18 protein-coding genes are annotated in these 18,463 nt (G+C 71.3%); 9 read left to right on the top strand and 9 right to left on the bottom strand.

Going from position 1 to position 18,463, the window contains the following annotated elements:
• Positions 1–2 precede the first annotated feature (2 nt).
• Positions 3–1,250: a serine hydrolase domain-containing protein gene (locus ACFWV8_RS28325; RefSeq protein WP_384209680.1), complete on the top strand. Its 1,248-nt coding sequence runs from the start codon at positions 3–5 to the stop codon at positions 1,248–1,250.
• 37 nt (positions 1,251–1,287) lie between these two features.
• Positions 1,288–2,358: a Glu/Leu/Phe/Val dehydrogenase family protein gene (locus tag ACFWV8_RS28320; protein ID WP_384209676.1), complete on the top strand. Its 1,071-nt coding sequence runs from the start codon at positions 1,288–1,290 to the stop codon at positions 2,356–2,358.
• 48 nt (positions 2,359–2,406) lie between these two features.
• Here ACFWV8_RS28320 and ACFWV8_RS28315 read toward each other — a convergent pair whose 3' ends face one another.
• From ACFWV8_RS28315 to ACFWV8_RS28290, 6 genes are all read right to left on the bottom strand, one after another.
• On the bottom strand, positions 2,407–3,354 hold the full coding sequence (locus tag ACFWV8_RS28315) for an ion transporter (protein ID WP_384209670.1): 948 nt from the start codon (positions 3,352–3,354) through the stop codon (positions 2,407–2,409).
• Complete coding sequence (locus tag ACFWV8_RS28310) at positions 3,354–4,379, bottom strand: hemolysin family protein (RefSeq protein ID WP_384209667.1); 1,026 nt, start codon at positions 4,377–4,379, stop codon at positions 3,354–3,356. The genes ACFWV8_RS28315 and ACFWV8_RS28310 overlap by 1 nt, the downstream gene beginning before the upstream one ends.
• Positions 4,376–5,716, bottom strand: a complete 1,341-nt coding sequence (locus tag ACFWV8_RS28305; RefSeq protein ID WP_384209664.1) for a hemolysin family protein — start codon at positions 5,714–5,716, stop codon at positions 4,376–4,378. Before ACFWV8_RS28305 ends, ACFWV8_RS28310 begins: the two co-directional genes overlap by 4 nt.
• A gap of 152 nt (positions 5,717–5,868) precedes the next feature.
• Positions 5,869–7,263, bottom strand: a complete 1,395-nt coding sequence (locus tag ACFWV8_RS28300) for an LCP family protein (RefSeq protein WP_384209661.1) — start codon at positions 7,261–7,263, stop codon at positions 5,869–5,871.
• A 149-nt stretch (positions 7,264–7,412) separates the two neighbouring features.
• Positions 7,413–8,357, bottom strand: coding sequence for a M56 family metallopeptidase (locus tag ACFWV8_RS28295; protein WP_384209659.1), 945 nt, complete (start codon positions 8,355–8,357; stop codon positions 7,413–7,415).
• Positions 8,358–8,360: 3 nt separating this feature from the next.
• Positions 8,361–8,795, bottom strand: coding sequence for a BlaI/MecI/CopY family transcriptional regulator (locus ACFWV8_RS28290; RefSeq protein ID WP_384209656.1), 435 nt, complete (start codon positions 8,793–8,795; stop codon positions 8,361–8,363).
• Positions 8,796–8,985: 190 nt separating this feature from the next.
• On the opposite strand from ACFWV8_RS28290, the gene ACFWV8_RS28285 reads away from it, so the two are divergent.
• The 5 genes from ACFWV8_RS28285 (at position 8,986) to ACFWV8_RS28265 (ending at position 12,991) form a co-directional block, all read left to right on the top strand.
• Positions 8,986–9,561 carry a TerD family protein gene (locus ACFWV8_RS28285; protein WP_384209653.1) on the top strand — a complete coding sequence of 192 codons (576 nt, stop codon included), beginning with the start codon at positions 8,986–8,988 and terminating at the stop codon, positions 9,559–9,561.
• Between the two features lie 119 nt (positions 9,562–9,680).
• Positions 9,681–10,262 carry a TerD family protein gene (locus ACFWV8_RS28280; RefSeq protein ID WP_384209650.1) on the top strand — a complete coding sequence of 194 codons (582 nt, stop codon included), beginning with the start codon at positions 9,681–9,683 and terminating at the stop codon, positions 10,260–10,262.
• Positions 10,263–10,417: 155 nt separating this feature from the next.
• Positions 10,418–11,137: a DUF4232 domain-containing protein gene (locus ACFWV8_RS28275; RefSeq protein ID WP_384209647.1), complete on the top strand. Its 720-nt coding sequence runs from the start codon at positions 10,418–10,420 to the stop codon at positions 11,135–11,137.
• Between the two features lie 43 nt (positions 11,138–11,180).
• Positions 11,181–12,335 (top strand): sensor histidine kinase, encoded by a 1,155-nt coding sequence (locus ACFWV8_RS28270; RefSeq protein ID WP_384209644.1) that lies wholly within the window; start codon positions 11,181–11,183, stop codon positions 12,333–12,335.
• Complete coding sequence (locus ACFWV8_RS28265; protein ID WP_384209641.1) at positions 12,332–12,991, top strand: response regulator; 660 nt, start codon at positions 12,332–12,334, stop codon at positions 12,989–12,991. The genes ACFWV8_RS28270 and ACFWV8_RS28265 overlap by 4 nt, the downstream gene beginning before the upstream one ends.
• A 27-nt stretch (positions 12,992–13,018) precedes the next feature.
• Here the strand turns inward: ACFWV8_RS28265 and ACFWV8_RS28260 are convergent, their stop codons facing one another.
• Both ACFWV8_RS28260 and ACFWV8_RS28255 read right to left on the bottom strand, forming a co-directional pair.
• Positions 13,019–13,966, bottom strand: coding sequence for an alpha/beta fold hydrolase (locus tag ACFWV8_RS28260; protein WP_384209638.1), 948 nt, complete (start codon positions 13,964–13,966; stop codon positions 13,019–13,021).
• Between the two features lie 163 nt (positions 13,967–14,129).
• Complete coding sequence (locus tag ACFWV8_RS28255) at positions 14,130–16,244, bottom strand: BTAD domain-containing putative transcriptional regulator (RefSeq protein ID WP_384209635.1); 2,115 nt, start codon at positions 16,242–16,244, stop codon at positions 14,130–14,132.
• A gap of 168 nt (positions 16,245–16,412) precedes the next feature.
• Here ACFWV8_RS28255 and ACFWV8_RS28250 point away from each other — a divergent pair, with 168 nt between their 5' ends.
• Entirely contained in the window at positions 16,413–17,291 is an 879-nt protein-coding gene (locus tag ACFWV8_RS28250) for an alpha/beta fold hydrolase (protein WP_384209633.1), read from the top strand.
• A 38-nt stretch (positions 17,292–17,329) separates the two neighbouring features.
• Here ACFWV8_RS28250 and ACFWV8_RS28245 read toward each other — a convergent pair whose 3' ends face one another.
• Positions 17,330–17,929 carry a TetR/AcrR family transcriptional regulator gene (locus ACFWV8_RS28245; RefSeq protein WP_384209629.1) on the bottom strand — a complete coding sequence of 200 codons (600 nt, stop codon included), beginning with the start codon at positions 17,927–17,929 and terminating at the stop codon, positions 17,330–17,332.
• Positions 17,930–18,027: 98 nt separating this feature from the next.
• On the opposite strand from ACFWV8_RS28245, the gene ACFWV8_RS28240 reads away from it, so the two are divergent.
• Positions 18,028–18,462 (top strand): VOC family protein, encoded by a 435-nt coding sequence (locus ACFWV8_RS28240; protein ID WP_384209623.1) that lies wholly within the window; start codon positions 18,028–18,030, stop codon positions 18,460–18,462.
• Position 18,463: the final 1 nt, after the last annotated feature.

Below are 18,463 nucleotides of genomic sequence, written 5' to 3'. Positions count from 1 at the left end.
CTGTGCCTTCCACGGCACTTACCGAGGTACTCCGGGACATCTGTCCCCCGCAGGCGGCGGCCGCGGCGTGCGTGATCGAGGATGGTCACACGAGTGAGGCGACCGCCGGCCCTGTCGGCACCGCCCCGACTTTCGCCCTCGCCTCCGTGACCAAGGTGTTCACCGCGACGATGGTCGGTCAACTCGTGGCGGCCGGTTCCCTGTCGTTCGACGATCCCGTGGTCAGGTATCTGCCGGAGGCCGCCGCCCTGGGCCCGCATGCGGATGGGATCACCGTGCGCAGCCTGCTGTGTCACTCCGGCGGGCTCGCCGATGTGTGGCAGCCGTCCGGCGGCTTCGACGAACTGCTGACGACGGTGCGCGGCTTTGGGGCAACCGGCTTGCCCGGCGAGACGCACTCGTACAGCAATTCCGGTTACGTGGTGCTGGGGCGGCTCATCGAGCAGGTGACCGGAGCGTCGTGGCGACAGTGCCTGCGGGACCGGATCCTCACCCCCACGGGCGCCACCGGAGTGACCGCAGGACCGGGCCCGGCATCCGTCACCGATCTGGTGCCGGACGGCCGGGGCGGTCTCCAGCCCGGGGAGATGTGGCCCCGGGTCGGGGCACTGTACGAGGCCGCGGGGTCAACTCTGCACGGCACCGCCCGCGACGCCGCCCGCCTTGCCCTCGCGTGCGCCACCGGCCGCACCGCCGAGGGGAAGGAACTGCTTCCCGTCGCACTCGCCGCCGAGATGCGCAGTTGCCAGATCACCCTGCCCGGACGGGCTCTGCGGTTCTCCGGCTGGGGGCTGGGCTGGGCCCTGTCCCGGGCGGGACAGCGGGCCGTGGAACACATGGGGGGTACCTCGGTGCTGGTGTTCGCCGAGCCCGGCAACGAGCGCGCCGCCGCTGTGCTGACCAACTATCCGCAAGGTGAGTCAGCCGGCCGCGCAGTGGTGCACGCCATGCTCGGCACGCCCGAACCGGCGCCGATCGCCGGGCCAGGACCCAGCGATCCCCAGCGATACGCCGGGCGGTACGTGTCGCCGAACCTCGCGTTCGACATCCGGACCGACGGGGAAACGCTGACCGTCTCGAATCCGCTGGGCGGCCCCGCCGCCGCGCTGCACCACCAGGAGGGCGACGCGTTCTGGTTCGAGTTCGGCCATGTGCGCACCGAGCTCTGCTTCTTCGACATGGTCGGCCGCACCCCTCGCCGGATACACACCGCCACGCGAGTGCTGCACAGGGAAGCACCGGCGGAATGAACAGGCCGCGGTACGTACCCGTTCTCGAAGGGACATCATGCAATCCTCCGCAACAGACCTAGCGTTCGACCACGAGCGGGTCGTGCTCCACCACGGCAGACGCTCCAGCCTTCCCCTCATCGCGGCGGTGCACTCGACGACCCTGGGAACAGCAGTCGGCGGCGCGCGCCTGTGGACCTACCCCGACTGGCGTGACGCCTTCACCGACGCTCTGCGGCTGTCGGCGGCCATGTCCCTCAAGAACGCGGCCGCCGGTCTGGCGTACGGCGGCGCGAAGGCGGTCATCGCACCCCCCCCGGGGACCGAACTGTCGGCCGACCGCCGCGAAGCGGTACTCAGGGACCTCGGTGATCTCGTCGACAGCTTCGAGGGAACCTTCATCGTCGGCGAGGACGTGGGAATGCGCGCCGAGGACATGCTCATCGTCCGCGAACGGACCCGCTGGGCGGACTGCCTGCCCACCAGCGCAGGCGGGATCGGAGAACCGGCGGAGCCGACCGCTGTCGGTGTGTACTCCGCGATCGAAGCCGTCGCGCACCACGTCTTCGGGACCACCGACCTCACCGGCCGCCGCGTCTGCGTGGTCGGGCTCGGACAGGTGGGGCAGCGCCTGGCACGCCGCCTCGCCGACGCCGGAGCCGTGCTCACCCTGTCCGACATCAACCCGGCGAAGCGGCAGATCGCCGCCGGGCTCGACGCCGACTGGGCCGAGCCGGAGGAAGCCCTGTTCACCGAGACCGATCTCCTCGTACCTGCGGCCCTCGGCGGAATCTTCACCCAGGACACCGTGCCTCAGCTGCGATGCGCGGCGATCGTCGGGCCCGCCAACAACCAGCTCGCAGACGACACGGTCGCCCAGACCCTCGCCGACCGGAACATCCTGTGGGCACCCGACTTCATCGTCAACGCGGGCGGTGTCGTCTACGGCGTCGAAGTGTCTCTGGACGGCATCTCCCCCAAGACAGCTCTGGCCGATGTACAGCGCATCGGTGACCGGCTCGCGGCTGTCCTCGACCGGGCCGGGCGAGAAGGGAAGACACCGCTGGCGATAGCACTGGCGGACGCGAACACACGCCTCGCCGGCGGGGCCCGCGACGAGGGGAACTGATTGCTCCTCCGGAGGAGGGCAGCGCCGACCGCGCTCGTCCCACCCGGCCTACCCCGACAACCAAGCGCCCCGCCCGGGTTCCTCCGGGCGGGGCGCCTCGGTATCTGTGGGGTCGGGTGTGGGCGGGCGGGGCGGCGGGTTCCGGCGGTCCTCGCCGGCTTCGGTGTGGGCGAGTTCCGCCTCGATCGTGTCCAGGGCCTGTCTCGCGGCGGCGAGTTGGGCCCGGAGCTCGTGTCGCCGGCGTGGTTCCGCGGCGGTCTCCGCCTCCATCTCCATCTCCCGTGCTTCCTGGAGGGAGTTGATGACGACTCCGATGAGCAGGTTCACGAGGAGGAACGAGCCGAGGAGGACGAAGGAAGCGAAGTAGACGATCGTCCAGCGGGAGATCGCCAGGCCCGCCCGTACCGCGTCGCCGAGGCCGTCGAGGGTGATGAGGAGGAACAGGGTGAGGGCCGCGCGGCCCAGGGAGCCGTAGTGCTCCGGGTCTTCGGCCGCGAAGAAGACCCAGCCGGTCATCGCGTAGACATACAGGAGCAGCGCGCCGACGAGTACGAAACTCACCGTTCCCGGCAGGCTCTTGCCGACGGCCACGATGACGATGCGCAGCTGTGGCAGGAACCGGGCCGCCCGTACGACGCGGGCCAGCCGCAGGAGCCTCAGCACGGTCGCGTTCTCGCGCGCGAAGGGCATGAACGCCAGTCCGACCACCGCGAGATCGAAGACGTTCCACGGATCGCGGAAGAACTCCTTGGGGCGGTCGGCACAGGCCGCGGCGCGCAGCAGGATCTCGGTCGTGAAAGCGGCGAGGAAGACGTGTTCGGCCGTCTTCAGCAGGTCGTGCCACTGGTCGACGGCGCCGGTGTAGGTCTCGGCTCCCAGCAGTACGGCGTTGCCGAGGATGAGGCCGAAGACCGCGGCGGTGAACGGCGCCGATTCGGTGATACGGCGCGTACGGACCGCCACGGCCCGGCGTAAGGCGGGGGACCGTTCGGACATCACTCGGTGGTGCCCGTCGCGGGGCCGACGAGTTCTTCCAGCAGGTCTTCCATGGTGACGAAGCCGAGGACGGTGCCCTTGTCCCCGCTCACGGCCGCCAGATGGGTCCCGGCGGATCGCATCGCGGTCATGGCATCGTCGAGCGGTGTGCCGATCTCGACGCGGACCACCGGGCGCAGGGCGGTCCTGGACAGGGGCCGGTCGCGTTCCGCCACTCCGAGGGTGTCCTTGATGTGCAGATATCCCCGCACCTCGCCCTTCGGCCCGGTGACCGGGAGGCGGGAGAATCCCGAGGTGGCCGCGGCGCGTTCCAGTTGGCGCGGTGTGACGTCGTGGTCGACCGTGACCGTTCCGGCGAGTGGCACCATCACCTCGCCGACGGGCCGGGTGCCCAGCTCCAGGGCGTCGCGCAGCCGCTCCCCGTCGGCCGGATCGATGAGGCCGGCGTCACTGGAGCCCTCCACCATCCGTACGAGCTCGTCGTCGGTGAAGACCGAGGCGACCTCGTCCTTCGGCTCGACCTTCATCAGCCGCAGCAGCACGTTGGCGAAGGCGTTGATACCGAAGATGACCGGCCGCAGGGCGCGGGTCAGGGCGACCAGTGACGGAGCCAGGATCAGCGCGGTGCGTGCCGGGGCGGCGAGCGCGATGTTCTTGGGGATCATCTCGCCGATCAGCATGTGCAGATAGGTGGCCAGGGTCAGCGCGATCACGAAGGCGATCGGGTGGACCAGTCCGGCGGGCACACCGATGGACTCGAACGGCGGCTCAAGGAGATGGGCGATGGCCGGCTCGGCGACCGCGCCGAGCACGAGGGAGGAGATGGTGATGCCGAGTTGGGCGGTCGCCATGGCCGCCGACAGATGCTCCAGCCCCCACAGGGTGCTCCTGGCACGGGAGTTGCCCTTGAGGGCGGCCGGCTCGATCTGGCTGCGCCGCACGGAGATCAGGGCGAACTCGGCCCCGACGAAGAAGGCGTTGGTGAGAAGGGTGAATGCTCCGATGGCCAGCTGAATGGCTGTCATGACGGTTCCGTGTCGTTTGGTGCGGCCGGGGTCGGCTCGGGGGCGGTGACGCGGACGCGGTCCGCACGGTGGTGTTCGACGTGGAGCACGGCCAGTTGCCAGCCCTGGACCTCGAACCGGTCCTGGGGCGTGGGGATACGGGCCAGGCGGTCGGCGATCAGCCCGGCGAGGGTCTCGTAGGAGCCCTCGGGTGCCTCGAACCCGATGCGTTCGAGCTCGTCCAGACGGATACCGCCGTCCGCCTCCCAGACGGCGCGGCCGTCCGCGGCGGGCTCGCGCTCCACCAGACCGGGGCTCTCCCGCGGGTCGTGCTCGTCGCGTACGTCGCCGATGACCTCCTCCACGATGTCCTCCACCGTGACGATGCCCGCGGTACCGCCGTACTCGTCGACGACGACGGCCATGGTGCGGCTCTGCCTCAGCCGGCGCAGCAGCCGGTCCACGGGCAGCGTGTCGGGGACGCGCAGCGGTTCGGTCGCCAGCGCGGTGACCGGGGTGTCGCCCCGTACCTCCTCGTCCAGTGCCAGCACGTCACGGATGTGTACGGTGCCGGTGATCTCGTCCAGGCTGCCGCGGTGCACGGGGAACCGGGACAGTCCTGTCGCCAGGGCCAGGTTCGCGGCGTCGGCGGCGGTGGCGTGGGCGTCCAGGGCCCGTACGCCGACGCGCGGGGTCATGACGTTCTCGGCGGTCAGCTCGCCCAGGTGGAGCGTGCGGACGAAGAGCTCGGCGGAGTCCTTCTCGATGGCGCCTTCACGGGCGGAGTGCCGTACGAGGGCGACGAGTTCCTCCGGCGTACGGGCCGACGCCAGCTCCTCGGCGGGCTCCAGGCCGATCCGGCGTACGAGACGGTTCGCGGTGTTGTTCAGGTGCCGGATCAGCGGGGCGAAGCAGGCGGTGAAACCCCGCTGAGGGGCCGCCACCACCTTCGCGACGGCGAGCGGACTGGAGATCGCCCAGTTCTTCGGCACGAGCTCGCCGATCACCATGAGCACCACGGTGGACACCGCGACGCCGAGCAGGGTGGCGGTGGTCGAAACCCCGCCCGACGGCAGGCCGGTGGCCTCCAGCGGGCCGCGCAGCAGCACGGACAGGGACGGCTCCGCCAGCATGCCGATGACCAACGAGGTGACGGTGATGCCCAGTTGGGCGCCGGAGAGCTGGAAGGTCAGCCGCTTCGCGGCCTTCAGGGCGCTGCCGGCACCGCGCTCCCCGGCCTCGGCGGCACGCTCCAACTCGTCGCGTTCGACGGTCGTCAGGGCGAATTCGGCGGCCACGAAGACGGCGCACGCGAGGGTCAGTGCCAGGGCGAGCAGCAGCAGGAGTACGGCACTCATCGCGGCACCTCCGTCCCGCGGCTCGGCGGGGCCGGGGCGGGGGCGCCTGCGCCGGGAGGTTCATCCATGGCGGACCACAGCTCTCTGTCGGGTCGGTCGGCCGACCTGGAGTCGGACGTAATCGGATGGAGTCGAAACGGGCGCGGTCGTGTTCAGCGGACACCGTCGAAGTCGCTGCCGACGGTCAGGGTCACTTCACCGGGGGTGGCGTCCGTGTCCCCGGCGGCCGTCGTACCGGGCAGCCGGGAGGCGAGCGCCCGCGCCTGCCGCTCCAGCCCGCCGGGAAACCTGACGGACGTGTCGTCGGTGTCCTCGGGCGCGTTGCCGGTCCCCACGACGGTGAAGCCGGCCGCGCCCAGGAGCTCCGCGGTCTTCGCCGCCTCGCCCGCCCTGCCCGTTCCGTTGAGTACGCGGACCCGGACCGCCGCCGCGTAGAGCGGGTTCTCGCTCGCCGCCTCGACCGACTTCTTGTCCACTTCCCGGTCCTCGGCCAGGGCGGCGAACAGGTCGGCGGCCTGCGGGTACTGCCAGACGACGTTCGCCTTGTCGGTGGGCACGTCGGCCTCGCGCGGGTAGTTGGGTACGGTCAGGAAGGTCAGCCGGTCGCCCGGGATCCCTCTGAGTTCGGAGGCGAGCGCCGTGAGTGGCTTGATGCCGGCCAGTGCCTTGTCCGTGGTGAGCGACTCGGTCGCCGAGTCGAGGAAGCCGTACAGGGCCGTCGGACTGGTCAGCTTCGTCTGCGCCTTGGCCGCCAGGGCCTCCATGAACTCCTGCTGACGGCCTATGCGGCCGATGTCGGATCCGTCTCCCACGCTGTAGCGGGTTCTGACATAGCCGAGCGCCTTCTCGCCCTTGACCGTCTGGCACCCCGCGGCCAGGTCGAGATGCGCCTTCGTGTCGTGGATCGCCGTCTCGGGACAGACCTCTATGCCGCCCAGGGCGTTCACCATGCCCTTGAACCCCTGGAAGTCGACCGACATGAAGTGGTCGATGCGCAGGCCGGTGTTCTCCTCGACGGTCTTGATGGTGCAGGCCGCGGCGCCGGCCACCTCGCCGCCGGTGCCGCCGACCGCGAACGCCTCGTTGATCTTGAATCGGTGTGCCTCGGACATGGTGCCGTCGCCACGGTCGCAGGCGGGTATCCGGACCCAGGAATCGCGGGGCAAGGACACCACGGTGGCCCACTCCCGGTCGGCCGACACGTGCATGACCATCAGGGTGTCCGACTGCATGGTGGTCAGGCCCTTGCCGTACTTCCCGTTGTCGCCGTCGCGTGAGTCCGAGCCGACCACGAGGATGTTCTTCGAACCCGGGCTGGTGTTGGCCGGCCGGTCGCCGCCGAGCTTGCCGTCGATGTCGGCGGAGTGGATGTTCCCGTCCAGGCTCCGATAGGCCCAGAGGCCCGCACCGCCGGCGGCCACCAGCAGGACGGCCAGCACCGCGCCGCCACGTACGAGGAGCCTGCCGCGCCGGGTGAGCCGCGCGTCCTGCTCTCCGCCGGCTTCCCGCGCCCCGCGTGCCCGCGGCTTCCTGCGTTCCCCGCCCATGCCGATCCTTCCGCGTCCGGCCCCGGCCCGCCCGACCGCCGGACCGAACCGCACCTCGACGGAACTCTACATAGCTGTAGAGGTCGGCCCGCCGTCGGCCTTGTCCACGGGAGTCCGACTCGCCCCAGGTCCTGCCCGCCGGACAGGGCCTAGAGCGGAGTCGCCGCTTTCAGTACGAGGAAGAGCGCGATCGCGGCGTTGAGGGCCGACAGCGCCGACAGGGCCGTGCCCGCCGCGGCGACGTACGCCGCGAGGCCGGCCGGGGTGAGCGCGGGCGGCCAGCGCCGGTCCGGGGGCACCGGGACCAGCAACGCCGCCACCCTGCGCGGGACGGGTCCGGCGGCGAACGCCGGCAGCGGCGGCGCGGGTGCCGCGGAGGAGCGGCGGGAGACGAGCGCCGCCTTGCCCACGGCGCGTGCGGTCGTGCGCCGGTCGCCCGTGACACGGGCGGCTTCCTCGTCCGCCCAGCGTTCGGTGCTGTAGGTGAGGGCGGACATCAGCGGGCGCAGCAGGGGATTCGCGCGGCCCGCCAGCCGTACCGCGAGCAGCAGGCGGTGATGGCGGGCGGCGAGATGCGCGCGCTCGTGCGCGAACAGGGCCTCGCGCTCCGCAGGGTCGAGGCACGCCAGCATGCCGGTGGACACGACGATCCGGCCCGGAGTGCCGGGCAGCGCGTAGGCGTACGGGGCCGCGTCACGCAGGACCGCGACCTCGGACTCGGACCGGGTCGGCGAGGAGTCGAGCGCGCGATGCGCGAGGACGCGGAAACGGTGATGCCGCACCACGGCGCACGCGCACGCTGTCGCCACCACCAGCAGTGCGACGATGGCGGCCTTGCCGAAGAACTGGTCGTGCGGCACGGCCTCCCGTACTTCCGGGTCCGACCAGCCGTCGGGCAGCGGATTACCGGGCAGCTGAGCGGTGCCAACGACCACCAGCAGTCCCAGGCACAGCGTGCTGCATGACGCGAGGATCACCGCGACGGTCGTCAGCAGCCGGGCCGCGCGGCGCGGGTGCAGATGCCGCTCGGCCAGGCGCGCGATGGGCAGCGCGGTCAGCGGAAGCACCAGAGGAAGAAAGACGAAGACGCCCATGGATCATTCGTCCGGTTCGGCCGTCGGCCCGGCGGCTGACCCGGATCCGGCGTCGTTCAGCAGGGACCTCAGCAGGGCCTCGTCGTCGGAGGACAGCGCCGAGACGAAGCTGGACAGGACCGCGTCGCGGTTGTCCTGCCGGTCGAGCAGCCGGCGCATGCTCAGTGCGGTGAGATCGGCCTCGTCGACCGCGACCGACTGCCACAGGACGGGCCGCCCGGGGCCGGTGCGGGTCACCGCCTGCTTCTCGTGCAGCCGGGTCAGGATCGTGATGACCGTGCTGTACGAGAGGTCCTCCCCGAGCCGCCGCTGAACCCAGCCGACGGGCACCGGCGCCGTGGCATCCCCCAGCGCCGACAGCACCAGCGCTTCGAGCTCCCCCTGCCCCCGCCTCCGGGCGCGCGGCGCCTGCCCCTGATCGTCCCGCTCTCCGGCCACGACGTGATCCCCTTCCCTGGGGTCTGTCGTTGGAATCCAAACGACAGACCCGAGCCCGGCCGTCCACTCTCGCCGATCGAGGCGGATCCCGCACCATCCCATCTCTACAGTGTTGTAGATTTCAGGGACGGGCACAGAGCCGCCGGACGGTCGCCGTCCGGGACACGACGAGTGGGGAGCGGGAAACGCGATGGGTGTGAGCCTCGGCAAGGGCGGAAATGTCTCGCTGAGCAAGGAGGCCCCCGGCCTGACCGCGGTCCTTGTCGGCCTCGGGTGGGACGTCCGGACCACCACCGGGGCCGACCACGACCTGGACGCGAGCGCGCTGCTCTGCGACCAGGCGGGCAAGGTGCTCTCGGACGAGCACTTCGTCTTCTACAACAACCTCAGGAGCCCGGACGGCTCCGTCGAGCACACCGGCGACAACCTCACCGGCGAGGGCGATGGCGACGACGAGACCGTGAAGGTCGACCTCGCCGCCGTACCGGCGGGCGTCGCGAAGATCGTCTTTCCCGTCTCGATCCACGACGCCGACACCCGCGGCCAGAACTTCGGGCAGGTACGCAACGCGTACATCCGCGTCGTCAACCAGGCGGGCGGCGTCGAGATAGCGCGCTACGACCTCACCGAAGACGCGTCCACCGAGACCGCGATGGTCTTCGGCGAGTTGTACCGGCACGGCGCCGAGTGGAAGTTCCGCGCGGTCGGGCAGGGCTACGCCTCCGGCTTGAGCGGAATCGTCAAGGACTTCGGCGTCAACCTCTGAGGGTTGTCGGCCTCCGAGCGCTGTCGGCCTCCGCACGCGTAGGTTTTCCGTACCCGCACGCCTTCCGTACCCGCACGTCATCGACCGGCCTCCGTCCCCCGCCGAGAACGGAACGAACCATGACCGTCAATCTTTCCAAGGGCCAGCAGATCAGCCTCACCAAGTCCGGCGGCGGTGAACTCACCGTCGTACGGATGGGACTCGGCTGGAAGTCCGCGCCCCGCAAGGGCTTCTTCGCCCGCATGACCGCCCGCGAGATCGACCTGGACGCCTCGGCGGTCCTCTTCGCCGGGAAGGACGCGCAGGACGTGGTCTTCTTCCAGCACCTGAACAGCGACGACGGATCGGTGCGGCACACCGGCGACAACCGGGTGGGCGGCGCGGGACAGGGCGGGGACGACGAGTCGATCGTCGTGGACCTGCAACGCGTTCCCGTACACGTCGACCAGATCGTCTTCACCGTCAACTCGTTCACGGGCCAGACTTTCGAAGAGGTCGACAACGCCTTCTGCCGTCTGGTCGACGAGACCACCGGACAGGAACTGGCGCGCTACACCCTGACCGGAGGCGGACGCCACACCGCGCAGATCATGGCCAAGGTGCGGCGCTCCGGCACCGGTTGGCAGATGACAGCCATCGGCGCCCCCGCCGACGGCCGTACCTTCCAGGACCTGATGCCCGCCGTCGCCTCGCACCTCTGACGGGACCACTCCCGCCTTCCCCCGGCCCACCGCGCGGGGATCGAGCGGTGAGACGGAACCCGGACATTCGCGCGATCGTTTGTGGATGATCTCCGGCCTAGTGTTTGCGATGTCAGCAGGACAGCCCAGGAATCATCAAGTCGCCGGAGATCCCCATGAGTTCGCGCCTCGCCGTCCGGTCCACCCGGTCCGCTCGCTTCGCACTGGCCGCCGCGGCCATGGTGGCCCTCACCGCGACCCTCACCGCCTGTGACTCCGGTGGCGAGTCCTCCACCGGCAAGGCGGGCAGGGCGGCGAACGCCGGCTCCACCGTTGAGGACAACGATGTTGACGGTGCCAAGGACGACTACTACGACGAGGACAGCGGCTCCGCCGGCAAGGACAACGACGTCGACGGGGCCAAGGACGACTACTACGACGAAGACGGCGGCAAGGACAACGACGTCGACGGTGCCAAGCAGGACCACTACGCGAAGCCCTGCGACAACGGGGACCTGGACTTCTCGCTCAAGCTGGAGTCCCAGGCCGGCGGCTACTACCTCGTCACCGCCAAGGCCAAGCCCGGCGTCGTCTGCCTCCTCCAAGGCGCGCCCGAGCAGGTCATGTTCGGGTCCGACCCTGACACCGTGGCGTCCAACGCCGAGGAGGGCTCCGGCGACAGCATCAAGCTGAAGGGCTCCACCGTCGCCTACGTCGGCGTGAACCCCAAGGGCACCAACAACGACGAGGGCAAGATGTTCGAGACCCTGATCGTCTCCGTCTCGGACGACGGCGACAACGCCGGTCAGCTCACGGTGGAGTCCGCCGATGTCGACCGGCCCCAGGTCACCAACTGGCACGCCAACTCGGCCGATGTCGTCACCCCGTTCCTCTGAGCCGACGCGGCGCCGAGAGGAAGCCCGTCGTTAGACTGCCCCGGTGATCGGTCTTCGACGAGCGCCGGAGCTGTGGCGGCGGATTCGCCCCGGCGTCTGGTACGTCCCGCTGGCGCTGGTGCTGCTCGTCGCTTCGTTCGTACCGGCGTTCCAGAGTCATGGGACGTTGCTCGGCGGTGTGCCGGACCGGCCCTACGATGTGCTGGCCGTCGTGGCCGTCGGACTCCAGTGTCTACCGCTCGCGGTGCGGTGGCGGTGGCCGGTCGCCTGTCTCGCGCTGGTGGCGGTTGGCTTCGCTCTCGACCAACTCCGGGGCTACCACTCGCTCGCGGGCACCGCGCTGCCCATCGCGCTGCTGACCGTGGGGTCCCGTCTCGACCGGCACCGGCGTGCCACCGCGCTCGTCTTCTCCGCGGCGTACGTGCCGCTGGCGGTCGCGCTGTCCCGGCTCGGTACGGGGGAGTCGCCCGGCGAGTACCTGACTTTCTATCTGGCGCTGGCTTTCGCCTGGGGCATCGGGGTGTGGCTGCGTTCCGGCCGGGCCGCGGAGGCCGAGCGCCGCCGTCGTGTCGCCGAGGAGACCCTCGCCGCCGAACGCACCCGTATCGCCCGCGAGTTGCACGACGTGGTGACCCACCATGTGACGGCGATGGTGGTGCAGGCCGAGGCCGCGCGGTATCTGACCGCGGCGCCCGAGCGTCTCGACCAGACCCTGACCGCCGTCACCGACACCGGCCGAAGGGCCATCACCGATCTGCGGCAGTTGCTCGACCTGCTCAACCCCGACCATGGCGTCGAGCCCGCGACGCCGCACGTCGGGAGGCTTCTCACACTCGTGGAGCACACGCGCCGGGCCGGGCAGCCGGTGGAGTTCACCGAGGAGGGCACGCCCGCGGAGGTTGCCAGCAGCGCCGGACTCGTGGCCTACCGCGTGGTGCAGGAAGCCCTGACGAACGCCCTCAAGTACGCCCACGGCAGCCGCACTTCCGTTCAGGTACGGCACCGTGAGAAGGAGATCACCGTGGAGGTCAGCACGGACGGTTCCGGCTCGCGGTCGGCGTCCCCCGGCGGGAGCGGGAAGGGCCTGGCCGGTCTGCGGCAACGGGTCGACGTCCTGGGCGGCGACTTCAGCGCCGGACGGCACACCGGCGGCCGTTTCGTCGTGCGGGCACGGATACCCGCGGGGAGCCCGTCGTGACCGAGCCGATCCGGGTCCTGGTCTGCGACGACCAGATGCTGATCCGCACCGGTCTGGTGACGATCATCGACGCGCAGCCCGACCTGGAAGTGGTCGGCGAGTGCGGCGACGGGCAGGCCGCGGTCGACCTCGCGCGCCGGCTGCACCCGGACGTCGTCGTGATGGACGTACGGATGCCGGTGCTCGACGGCATCGCAGCCACCGGCATGCTCGCCGGTGCCGGGGTGGCGAAGCCCGTGAAGGTGCTCGTGGTGACCACCTTCAACCTCGACGAGTACGTGTACAAGGCGCTGCGCGCGGGGGCGAGCGGCTTCCTTCTCAAGGACGCGCCCCCGGCCCAACTGCTGCACGGCATCCGGACCGTGGCCACGGGCGCGGCGCTGCTCGACCCCGAGGTGACGCGACAGGTCGTGGGCCGGTACGCCGCCAGGATCCGGCCCGCCGACGACACCCCGCGGGACATCCCGGTGACTCCGCGCGAGCTGGAGGTCCTTCGTCTCATCGCGGACGGTCTCTCCAACAGCGAGATCGCCGCGACCCTGCTGATCAGCCCCGAGACCGTCAAGACCTTCGTGTCGCGCATCCTCACCAAACTCCAGCTCCGCGACCGTGTCCAGGCCGTCGTCTACGCCTACCGCCACGGCCTGGTGACCTGACGGGCGCCATGTGGGCGGCGGGCGGCATCAGTTCGCGGCCTGCGAGCCGGCCCCGGCGCGGGAGACGACGCTCCGTATCGCCTTGGCGGCGACCTCGGGCTCGTCGACGTATATGTAGTGCTCGCTGTTCTCGGCGGTGCTCAGCTTGCTCTTGGTGGAGACCGCGAGCCACTTCTCCTGGCCCTTGGCCCAGGAAGCTTCCAGGGCCGGCCCGTACTCGGGAACGGCCGCAAGATACTTCTTCCCGTGCTGGATCACCTCGACCGGGATGTCCCCGGCGGAACGGACCTCCCCGTCGGGGGTCGCGAGCATCTCCGGGCTCTTCCCCTCAAGGACGGCCAGGGTCTGCTCACGCAGGTCGGCCGCCATGCCCGTGGCGGACTCGGGGATCCCGTCGGTGAGGTCGGCGGTCTGGGTCGGTGAGGTGGCGTCCATCATGACCAGCCCCTTGACCCTGTCCTGGTGGTCCGGGGCGTACCTGGCGGCGATCAGCCCGCCCAGCGAGTGCCCGGCCAGGACGACCGGGGCGTCACCGGTGACCTCGTCGATCACCGCGGTGAGGACCTTCCCCGTGCTTTCGATGGTCTGCGGCCCGCCGGGCTTGTCGCTCGCACCCGCACCGAGCCGGTCGTAGGAACAGACCCGGTCCCGCTCGCTCAGACTCTTCTGGAAGCCGGCCAGCTTCTCCACCGAATCGCCTCCCCCGTGGAGAAGGACGACGACCGGCCTGCCCTCGGCTGCCTTGCCCGAACAGGACACGTTCACCGACAGGCCGTTGAACTTGATCTTCTTGGTCCCCATGAACGCGCCCGCGTTGTCCGCCTGTTCGGTGGCGGTGGCGGTGGCGGTCGTGGTGCTCGCGGACGGCTTCGAATCCGCGTCCGAGGACTCCTCACAGCCGACAAGCCCCACACCGGCCACGGCGCAGCACAGCGCGAGCACGGTGGATGTCCTGCGATGACGGACCAGATTCATGACGACTCCTCGATAAGGGCCGCGGTCGTAGCGCCTGCGGCATGCCAAGAACGCTACGGATCTTGCGGTCCGGATTCGTCACCACTCCGAGGGCACTTGCACGTAGCTCGCACGGGGGACAGACCCCTGCCATGTCACCCGTGCGCGGGGGCCGGGCGCCCGTTCAGCGCCGTAGCGCCGCGTCGATCGCCGCGAGGTAGTCGCTCACCGGCCCGAGCGTGAGCAAGCCGCTTCCCGCGCCCGCGAGTTCCGCGGATGCCGGGGCCAGGCGGTCGCGTACGCGGGTGAGTACCGCCCGGTCGCCGAGCGCCAGCGCCGCCGTCGCCTCCAGGCAGCAGCACGCCTCGTACAGCAAGTCGCGGGGCGGTTCCGGCAGTTCGCGCAGTTCGCGCAGGGCGGTGCGGGCGGTGGCGTGGTCGCCCGTGGCCAGGGCCGCGAGCGGGGTGATCCAGGGACGGTACGGGCCCCAGTCCGCCCGCGGGTCGAGCGCCTCGGGCCGGGGAAGACGAGGGCCGTCGGCGGAGAAAGACAAGGACAGCAGCGCGAGCGGGAGAAGGCCGTGGGTCAGGCCCGGCATGCCGGAGTCCGGCAGCAGATCGGTGGCGGCACTCTCGTACGCCGACCTCGCCTCGGCGATGTCGCCGGACGCGGACAGACGCAGCGCGCCGTACCACCGGGTGAAGACGCCCACCAGCGGGAGTTCGTGGAGCGCCGCCAGACGGTCCGCGGCGATGGCATGGGTGTCGGCCGCCGCGAAGTCGCCCAGCGCGCAGCGTGCTTGGAGGAGGATCAGATGGCCGAGCACCTCAAAGGTCACCAGGCCGTGCCGGGCGCCCAGCGCGACCAGTTCCGTGCCGGTCTCCGCACGGCGCGGTGCGAGGCCGGCGCGGGTGAAGGACTGCATGAACGTGCCGTTCAACGCGAAGGCCAGCAGCGCCGGATCGTCGAGCCGGCGGGCGATCGCCTCGGCCTGGGCCGCTGCCTGGGGGCCGCGCGAGGAGTGCGAACCGCGCATCTCCACGGCGACGGTGGCGAGCAGTCGGCAGCGCACGGCGTCGTAGGTGCCGTGTTCGTCGGGCGGCGGCAGCGCGGCCAGGGTGCGTTCGGCGGCGGCGACGATCCGCCGGGCGAGTTCCGGGTCGTCCCCGCGCGTCCAGATCGCGGGGACGTCGAACGCACCGATCACCCTGCCGGTCAGTTCCGGGTCGCCGAACTCCTCGGCGGCGGTGACGGCCGCCAGCCGGTGTTCGCGGGCGGCCGTCAGACCGCCACCGCCGGTCACCGCGAGGTCGCGGAGCAGGCCCACCGTCGTCTCCAGGCGGGCGCGGGCGCCGGCCGCGACCGTGCGGTCGTACGCGGCGGCGGCCCGCGTCCACAGGCGCGCCGCCGTTTCGCTGGGGCCTGCGGGGTCGGCGGGGCTTGCAGGGCTGGTGGGACTGCCGGGACCAGCCAGGGGTCCCCAACTCGCCTGATCCGGAACGGCGTTGAGCGCCGCGTCCTGCGCGAGGATGTCCGCCTCCAGTCTGCGCAGCCCAGGCCCCGGGTCCAGCCCGAGCTGTTCCACCAGCGTCGAACGCGCCCTCCGTAGGACGGCGAGCGCGTCCCCCTGCCTGCCCGCCCGGTACAGCGCCAGCGCCAGCAGCCGCCACGCGTCCTCGCGCCAGGGGTGGTCGGCCAGATGCGCGTCCAGATCGGGGACTGCCTCGGCGGCGAGGCCGAGGGCCAGCCGCGCCTCGGCCCCGCGCTCGACCGACCGGAGCCGCAGCTCGGCCAGGCGGGCGCGTTCGCCCCGTACCCACTCCTCCCGCGCGAAGTCGGCGTACGCGGGCCCCCGCCACAGCCCCAGCGCCTCGTCCAGCCGCCGCAGCGCCCGCGCGGGCGGCAGCTTCGCCGCCTCGCCGACCGCCGTCTCGAACCGCCAGGCGTCGACGGCGTCAGGCCCGGCGCGCAGCGCGTAGCCGGGGCCGTCGGTGACGAGCAGCCGGGCGGGGGTACGGGGCGGACGGTCCGGTTCTAGGGCGCGGCGGAGCGCGGCGACGAAGGTCTGTACGGAGCCGACCGCGCCGGACGGCGGTGAGTCCGGCCACAGGTCGGAGACCAGCCGGGCGACGGGGACGACACGGCGGCGGGCGACGATCAGGCGGGCCAGTACGGCACGGTGGCGCGGCCCCTTGAGAGCGATCGGGCCGTGCAGGTCCTCGGCGGTCACGGGGCCGAGCACACCGAACAGGACCTGTTCCCGCGCGGGCTCCCGCTCCCGCTCCGGTTCGCGTTCCATCCGACCCTCTTCCGAGCTTCCGCCCGCCCCACGACGCGCGACGACCCGCGCTGACCGATCCACGCTGACCGACCGCTGATTCGCGCCCCACAGGCTTGAACCCACGCGAGCCACGCAAGCGACGCAAGCCGCGCGACCAACGCACGTCAGCCTACGAAAGAGCGAACCATGCACCCCACCATCCCCGGCTTCACCTACCGGCGCGTCCCCGTCGCCGACGACGTCACCCTCAACGTCGCCGTCGGCGGCTCCGGCACCCCGGTCATGCTCCTGCACGGCTTCCCGCAGACCCACCTCATGTGGCGGCACGTCGCCACCGCACTCGCCTCCCACCACACGGTCATCTGCCCCGACCTGCGCGGTTACGGCGCCAGCGACAAGCCCGCCGAGGTCGAAGGCGTCACGTACGCCAAGCGCACCATGGCCGCCGACACCGTCGCGCTCGCCCGCGCCCTGGGACACGACCGGTTCGCGCTGGCCGGCCATGACCGGGGCGCTCTTGTCGCGATCCGCGCGGCCCTGGACCACCCGGACGTGATCACCCATCTCGCCTCGCTCGACGTCCTGCCCACGCTGGACACCTGGGACGTCATGCACGGCACCGGCGCCGCCGTCGGCTTCCACCTCTTTCTGATGGCGCAGCCGCCCGGTCTGCCCGAGCAGATGATCGCCGCGAGCGCGGACGCCTACTTCGGCCACTTCCTCGACATCTGGACGCGCGACCCGGGGGCGATTCCGGCCGGCATCCGGGCCGAGTACCTGGCGGCCTCCCGCGCGGCTGTCCCCTCCATCGTCGCCGACTACCGTGCCTCCGCCGGGGTCGACGTCGCCCACGACCAGGCCGACCGCGACGCCGGCAACCAGTTGCGGATGCCGGTCTCCGTCCTCCAGCAGGACTGGGGTACAGCGCTGGGCTTCGACGCCGCCGCGCGGTGGCGCGCCTGGGCGCCCGATCTGAAGCACGCGACCGTCAGCTGCGGCCACTTCATGGCCGAGGAGGCACCGGAGGACGTCGTCAGGGCCGTACGGGAGCTCGTCACCCGCTGAACCGCCCGCCCATCACCCGGCGACGAGCCTCCGGACCGTCACTCCACCCGCAGCGCGCCGAGCAGCCGCCCCAGCGCCGCCCTCGTGTCGGCGAGGTCCGCCGGGTCCTCCGACGTCGCCAGCCACAGCGCCGCCTCGTTCATCGCGCCCGACAGCAGGTGCGCGAGGGGCGCCACCGGCTGCGCGGCGATGGCGCCCTCCGCCACGAGCGCGGTGAGCGCCTCTTGAAGATGACGCGCCGACGACGCCTCGTCCATCTCCCGCCACTCGGTCCAGCCCAGTACGGCGGGCCCGTCGACCAGCATGATCCGCTGAATGTCCGGCGCGGTCGTCGCCGTGATGAACTCCTGGCAGCCCGCGACCAGTTGGTCCCAGGAATCGTCCCGCGCGCCGGCCGCCTCCGCGACGCGGTCGCCCACCTCCTTCTGGAGGTCGCGCAGTACGGCACGGAAGAGCGCGGTCTTGCTGTCGAAATGGTGGTAGAGCGCGCCCTTGGTCACGCCGGCGGCGGCAACGATCTCCGTCAGGCTCACCGCGCCGTAGCCGACCTCCGCGAAGAGCCTCCGGCCCTCGCGCAACAGGGTCTGCCTGGTCCGCTCCCGCTGCCGGGCCCTGGCTCCGCGCTGCTCCCGCGGCATGGCGTTCCCCTCCGTACCCTCCGTCGCCCTCGATTGACATACCGATGGCATGCGAATAACGTCGTTCACGTACCGATGGTATGCGAAAGGAGGCCGTCATGGAGCTGACCAGCTTCTATCCCGTGATCGCCACCGCGCGGCTCCAGGAGTCCCGCGACTTCTACACCCGGCTGCTGGGGTTCGAGACGACGTTCGAGGTCGACTGGTACGTGAGCCTGCGGCGCCCGGGGGCCGTCCCGTACGAGCTCGCGCTCCTCGACCCCACCCACCCCACGCTGCCCGAGGGTTACCGCAGACCCGTCCAGGGGCTGCTCCTCAACTTCGAGGTGGCGGACGTGGACGCGGAGTGGGCGCGGCTCGTCGAAGGCGAGGGGCTGACGCCCGTACTCGGACTGCGCAGCGAGGACTTCGGGCAGCGGCACTTCATCGTCGCGGACCCCAGTGGGGTGCTGATCGACGTCATCACGCCGGTCGAGCCGACGGGGGAGTTCGCGCACCAGTACGCCGGGGCGGGCGCGTCCTCGGGTCCGTAGC

This window comes from Streptomyces sp. NPDC058665 (genome assembly GCF_042714995.1).
GTDB lineage: Bacteria > Actinomycetota > Actinomycetes > Streptomycetales > Streptomycetaceae > Streptomyces.
The sequence above is the reverse complement of the archived record's forward strand: the minus strand, read 5'-3'. Positions and strand labels throughout refer to the sequence as shown.

Bases quoted from the DNA above. Each gene is read 5' to 3' on its own strand.
- ACFWV8_RS28295 (WP_384209659.1), bottom strand. From the start codon at position 8,357: ATGGGCGTCTTCGTCTTTCTTCCTCTGGTGCTTCCGCTGACCGCGCTG.
- ACFWV8_RS28250 (WP_384209633.1), top strand. From the start codon at position 16,413: ATGCACCCCACCATCCCCGGCTTCACCTACCGGCGCGTCCCCGTCGCC.
- ACFWV8_RS28300 (WP_384209661.1), bottom strand. From the start codon at position 7,263: ATGGGCGGGGAACGCAGGAAGCCGCGGGCACGCGGGGCGCGGGAAGCC.
- ACFWV8_RS28255 (WP_384209635.1), bottom strand. From the start codon at position 16,244: ATGGAACGCGAACCGGAGCGGGAGCGGGAGCCCGCGCGGGAACAGGTC.
- ACFWV8_RS28260 (WP_384209638.1), bottom strand. From the start codon at position 13,966: ATGAATCTGGTCCGTCATCGCAGGACATCCACCGTGCTCGCGCTGTGC.
- ACFWV8_RS28240 (WP_384209623.1), top strand. From the start codon at position 18,028: ATGGAGCTGACCAGCTTCTATCCCGTGATCGCCACCGCGCGGCTCCAG.
- ACFWV8_RS28280 (WP_384209650.1), top strand. From the start codon at position 9,681: ATGACCGTCAATCTTTCCAAGGGCCAGCAGATCAGCCTCACCAAGTCC.
- ACFWV8_RS28315 (WP_384209670.1), bottom strand. From the start codon at position 3,354: ATGTCCGAACGGTCCCCCGCCTTACGCCGGGCCGTGGCGGTCCGTACG.
- ACFWV8_RS28310 (WP_384209667.1), bottom strand. From the start codon at position 4,379: ATGACAGCCATTCAGCTGGCCATCGGAGCATTCACCCTTCTCACCAAC.
- ACFWV8_RS28245 (WP_384209629.1), bottom strand. From the start codon at position 17,929: ATGCCGCGGGAGCAGCGCGGAGCCAGGGCCCGGCAGCGGGAGCGGACC.
- ACFWV8_RS28305 (WP_384209664.1), bottom strand. From the start codon at position 5,716: ATGAGTGCCGTACTCCTGCTGCTGCTCGCCCTGGCACTGACCCTCGCG.
- ACFWV8_RS28285 (WP_384209653.1), top strand. From the start codon at position 8,986: ATGGGTGTGAGCCTCGGCAAGGGCGGAAATGTCTCGCTGAGCAAGGAG.
- ACFWV8_RS28320 (WP_384209676.1), top strand. From the start codon at position 1,288: ATGCAATCCTCCGCAACAGACCTAGCGTTCGACCACGAGCGGGTCGTG.
- ACFWV8_RS28275 (WP_384209647.1), top strand. From the start codon at position 10,418: ATGAGTTCGCGCCTCGCCGTCCGGTCCACCCGGTCCGCTCGCTTCGCA.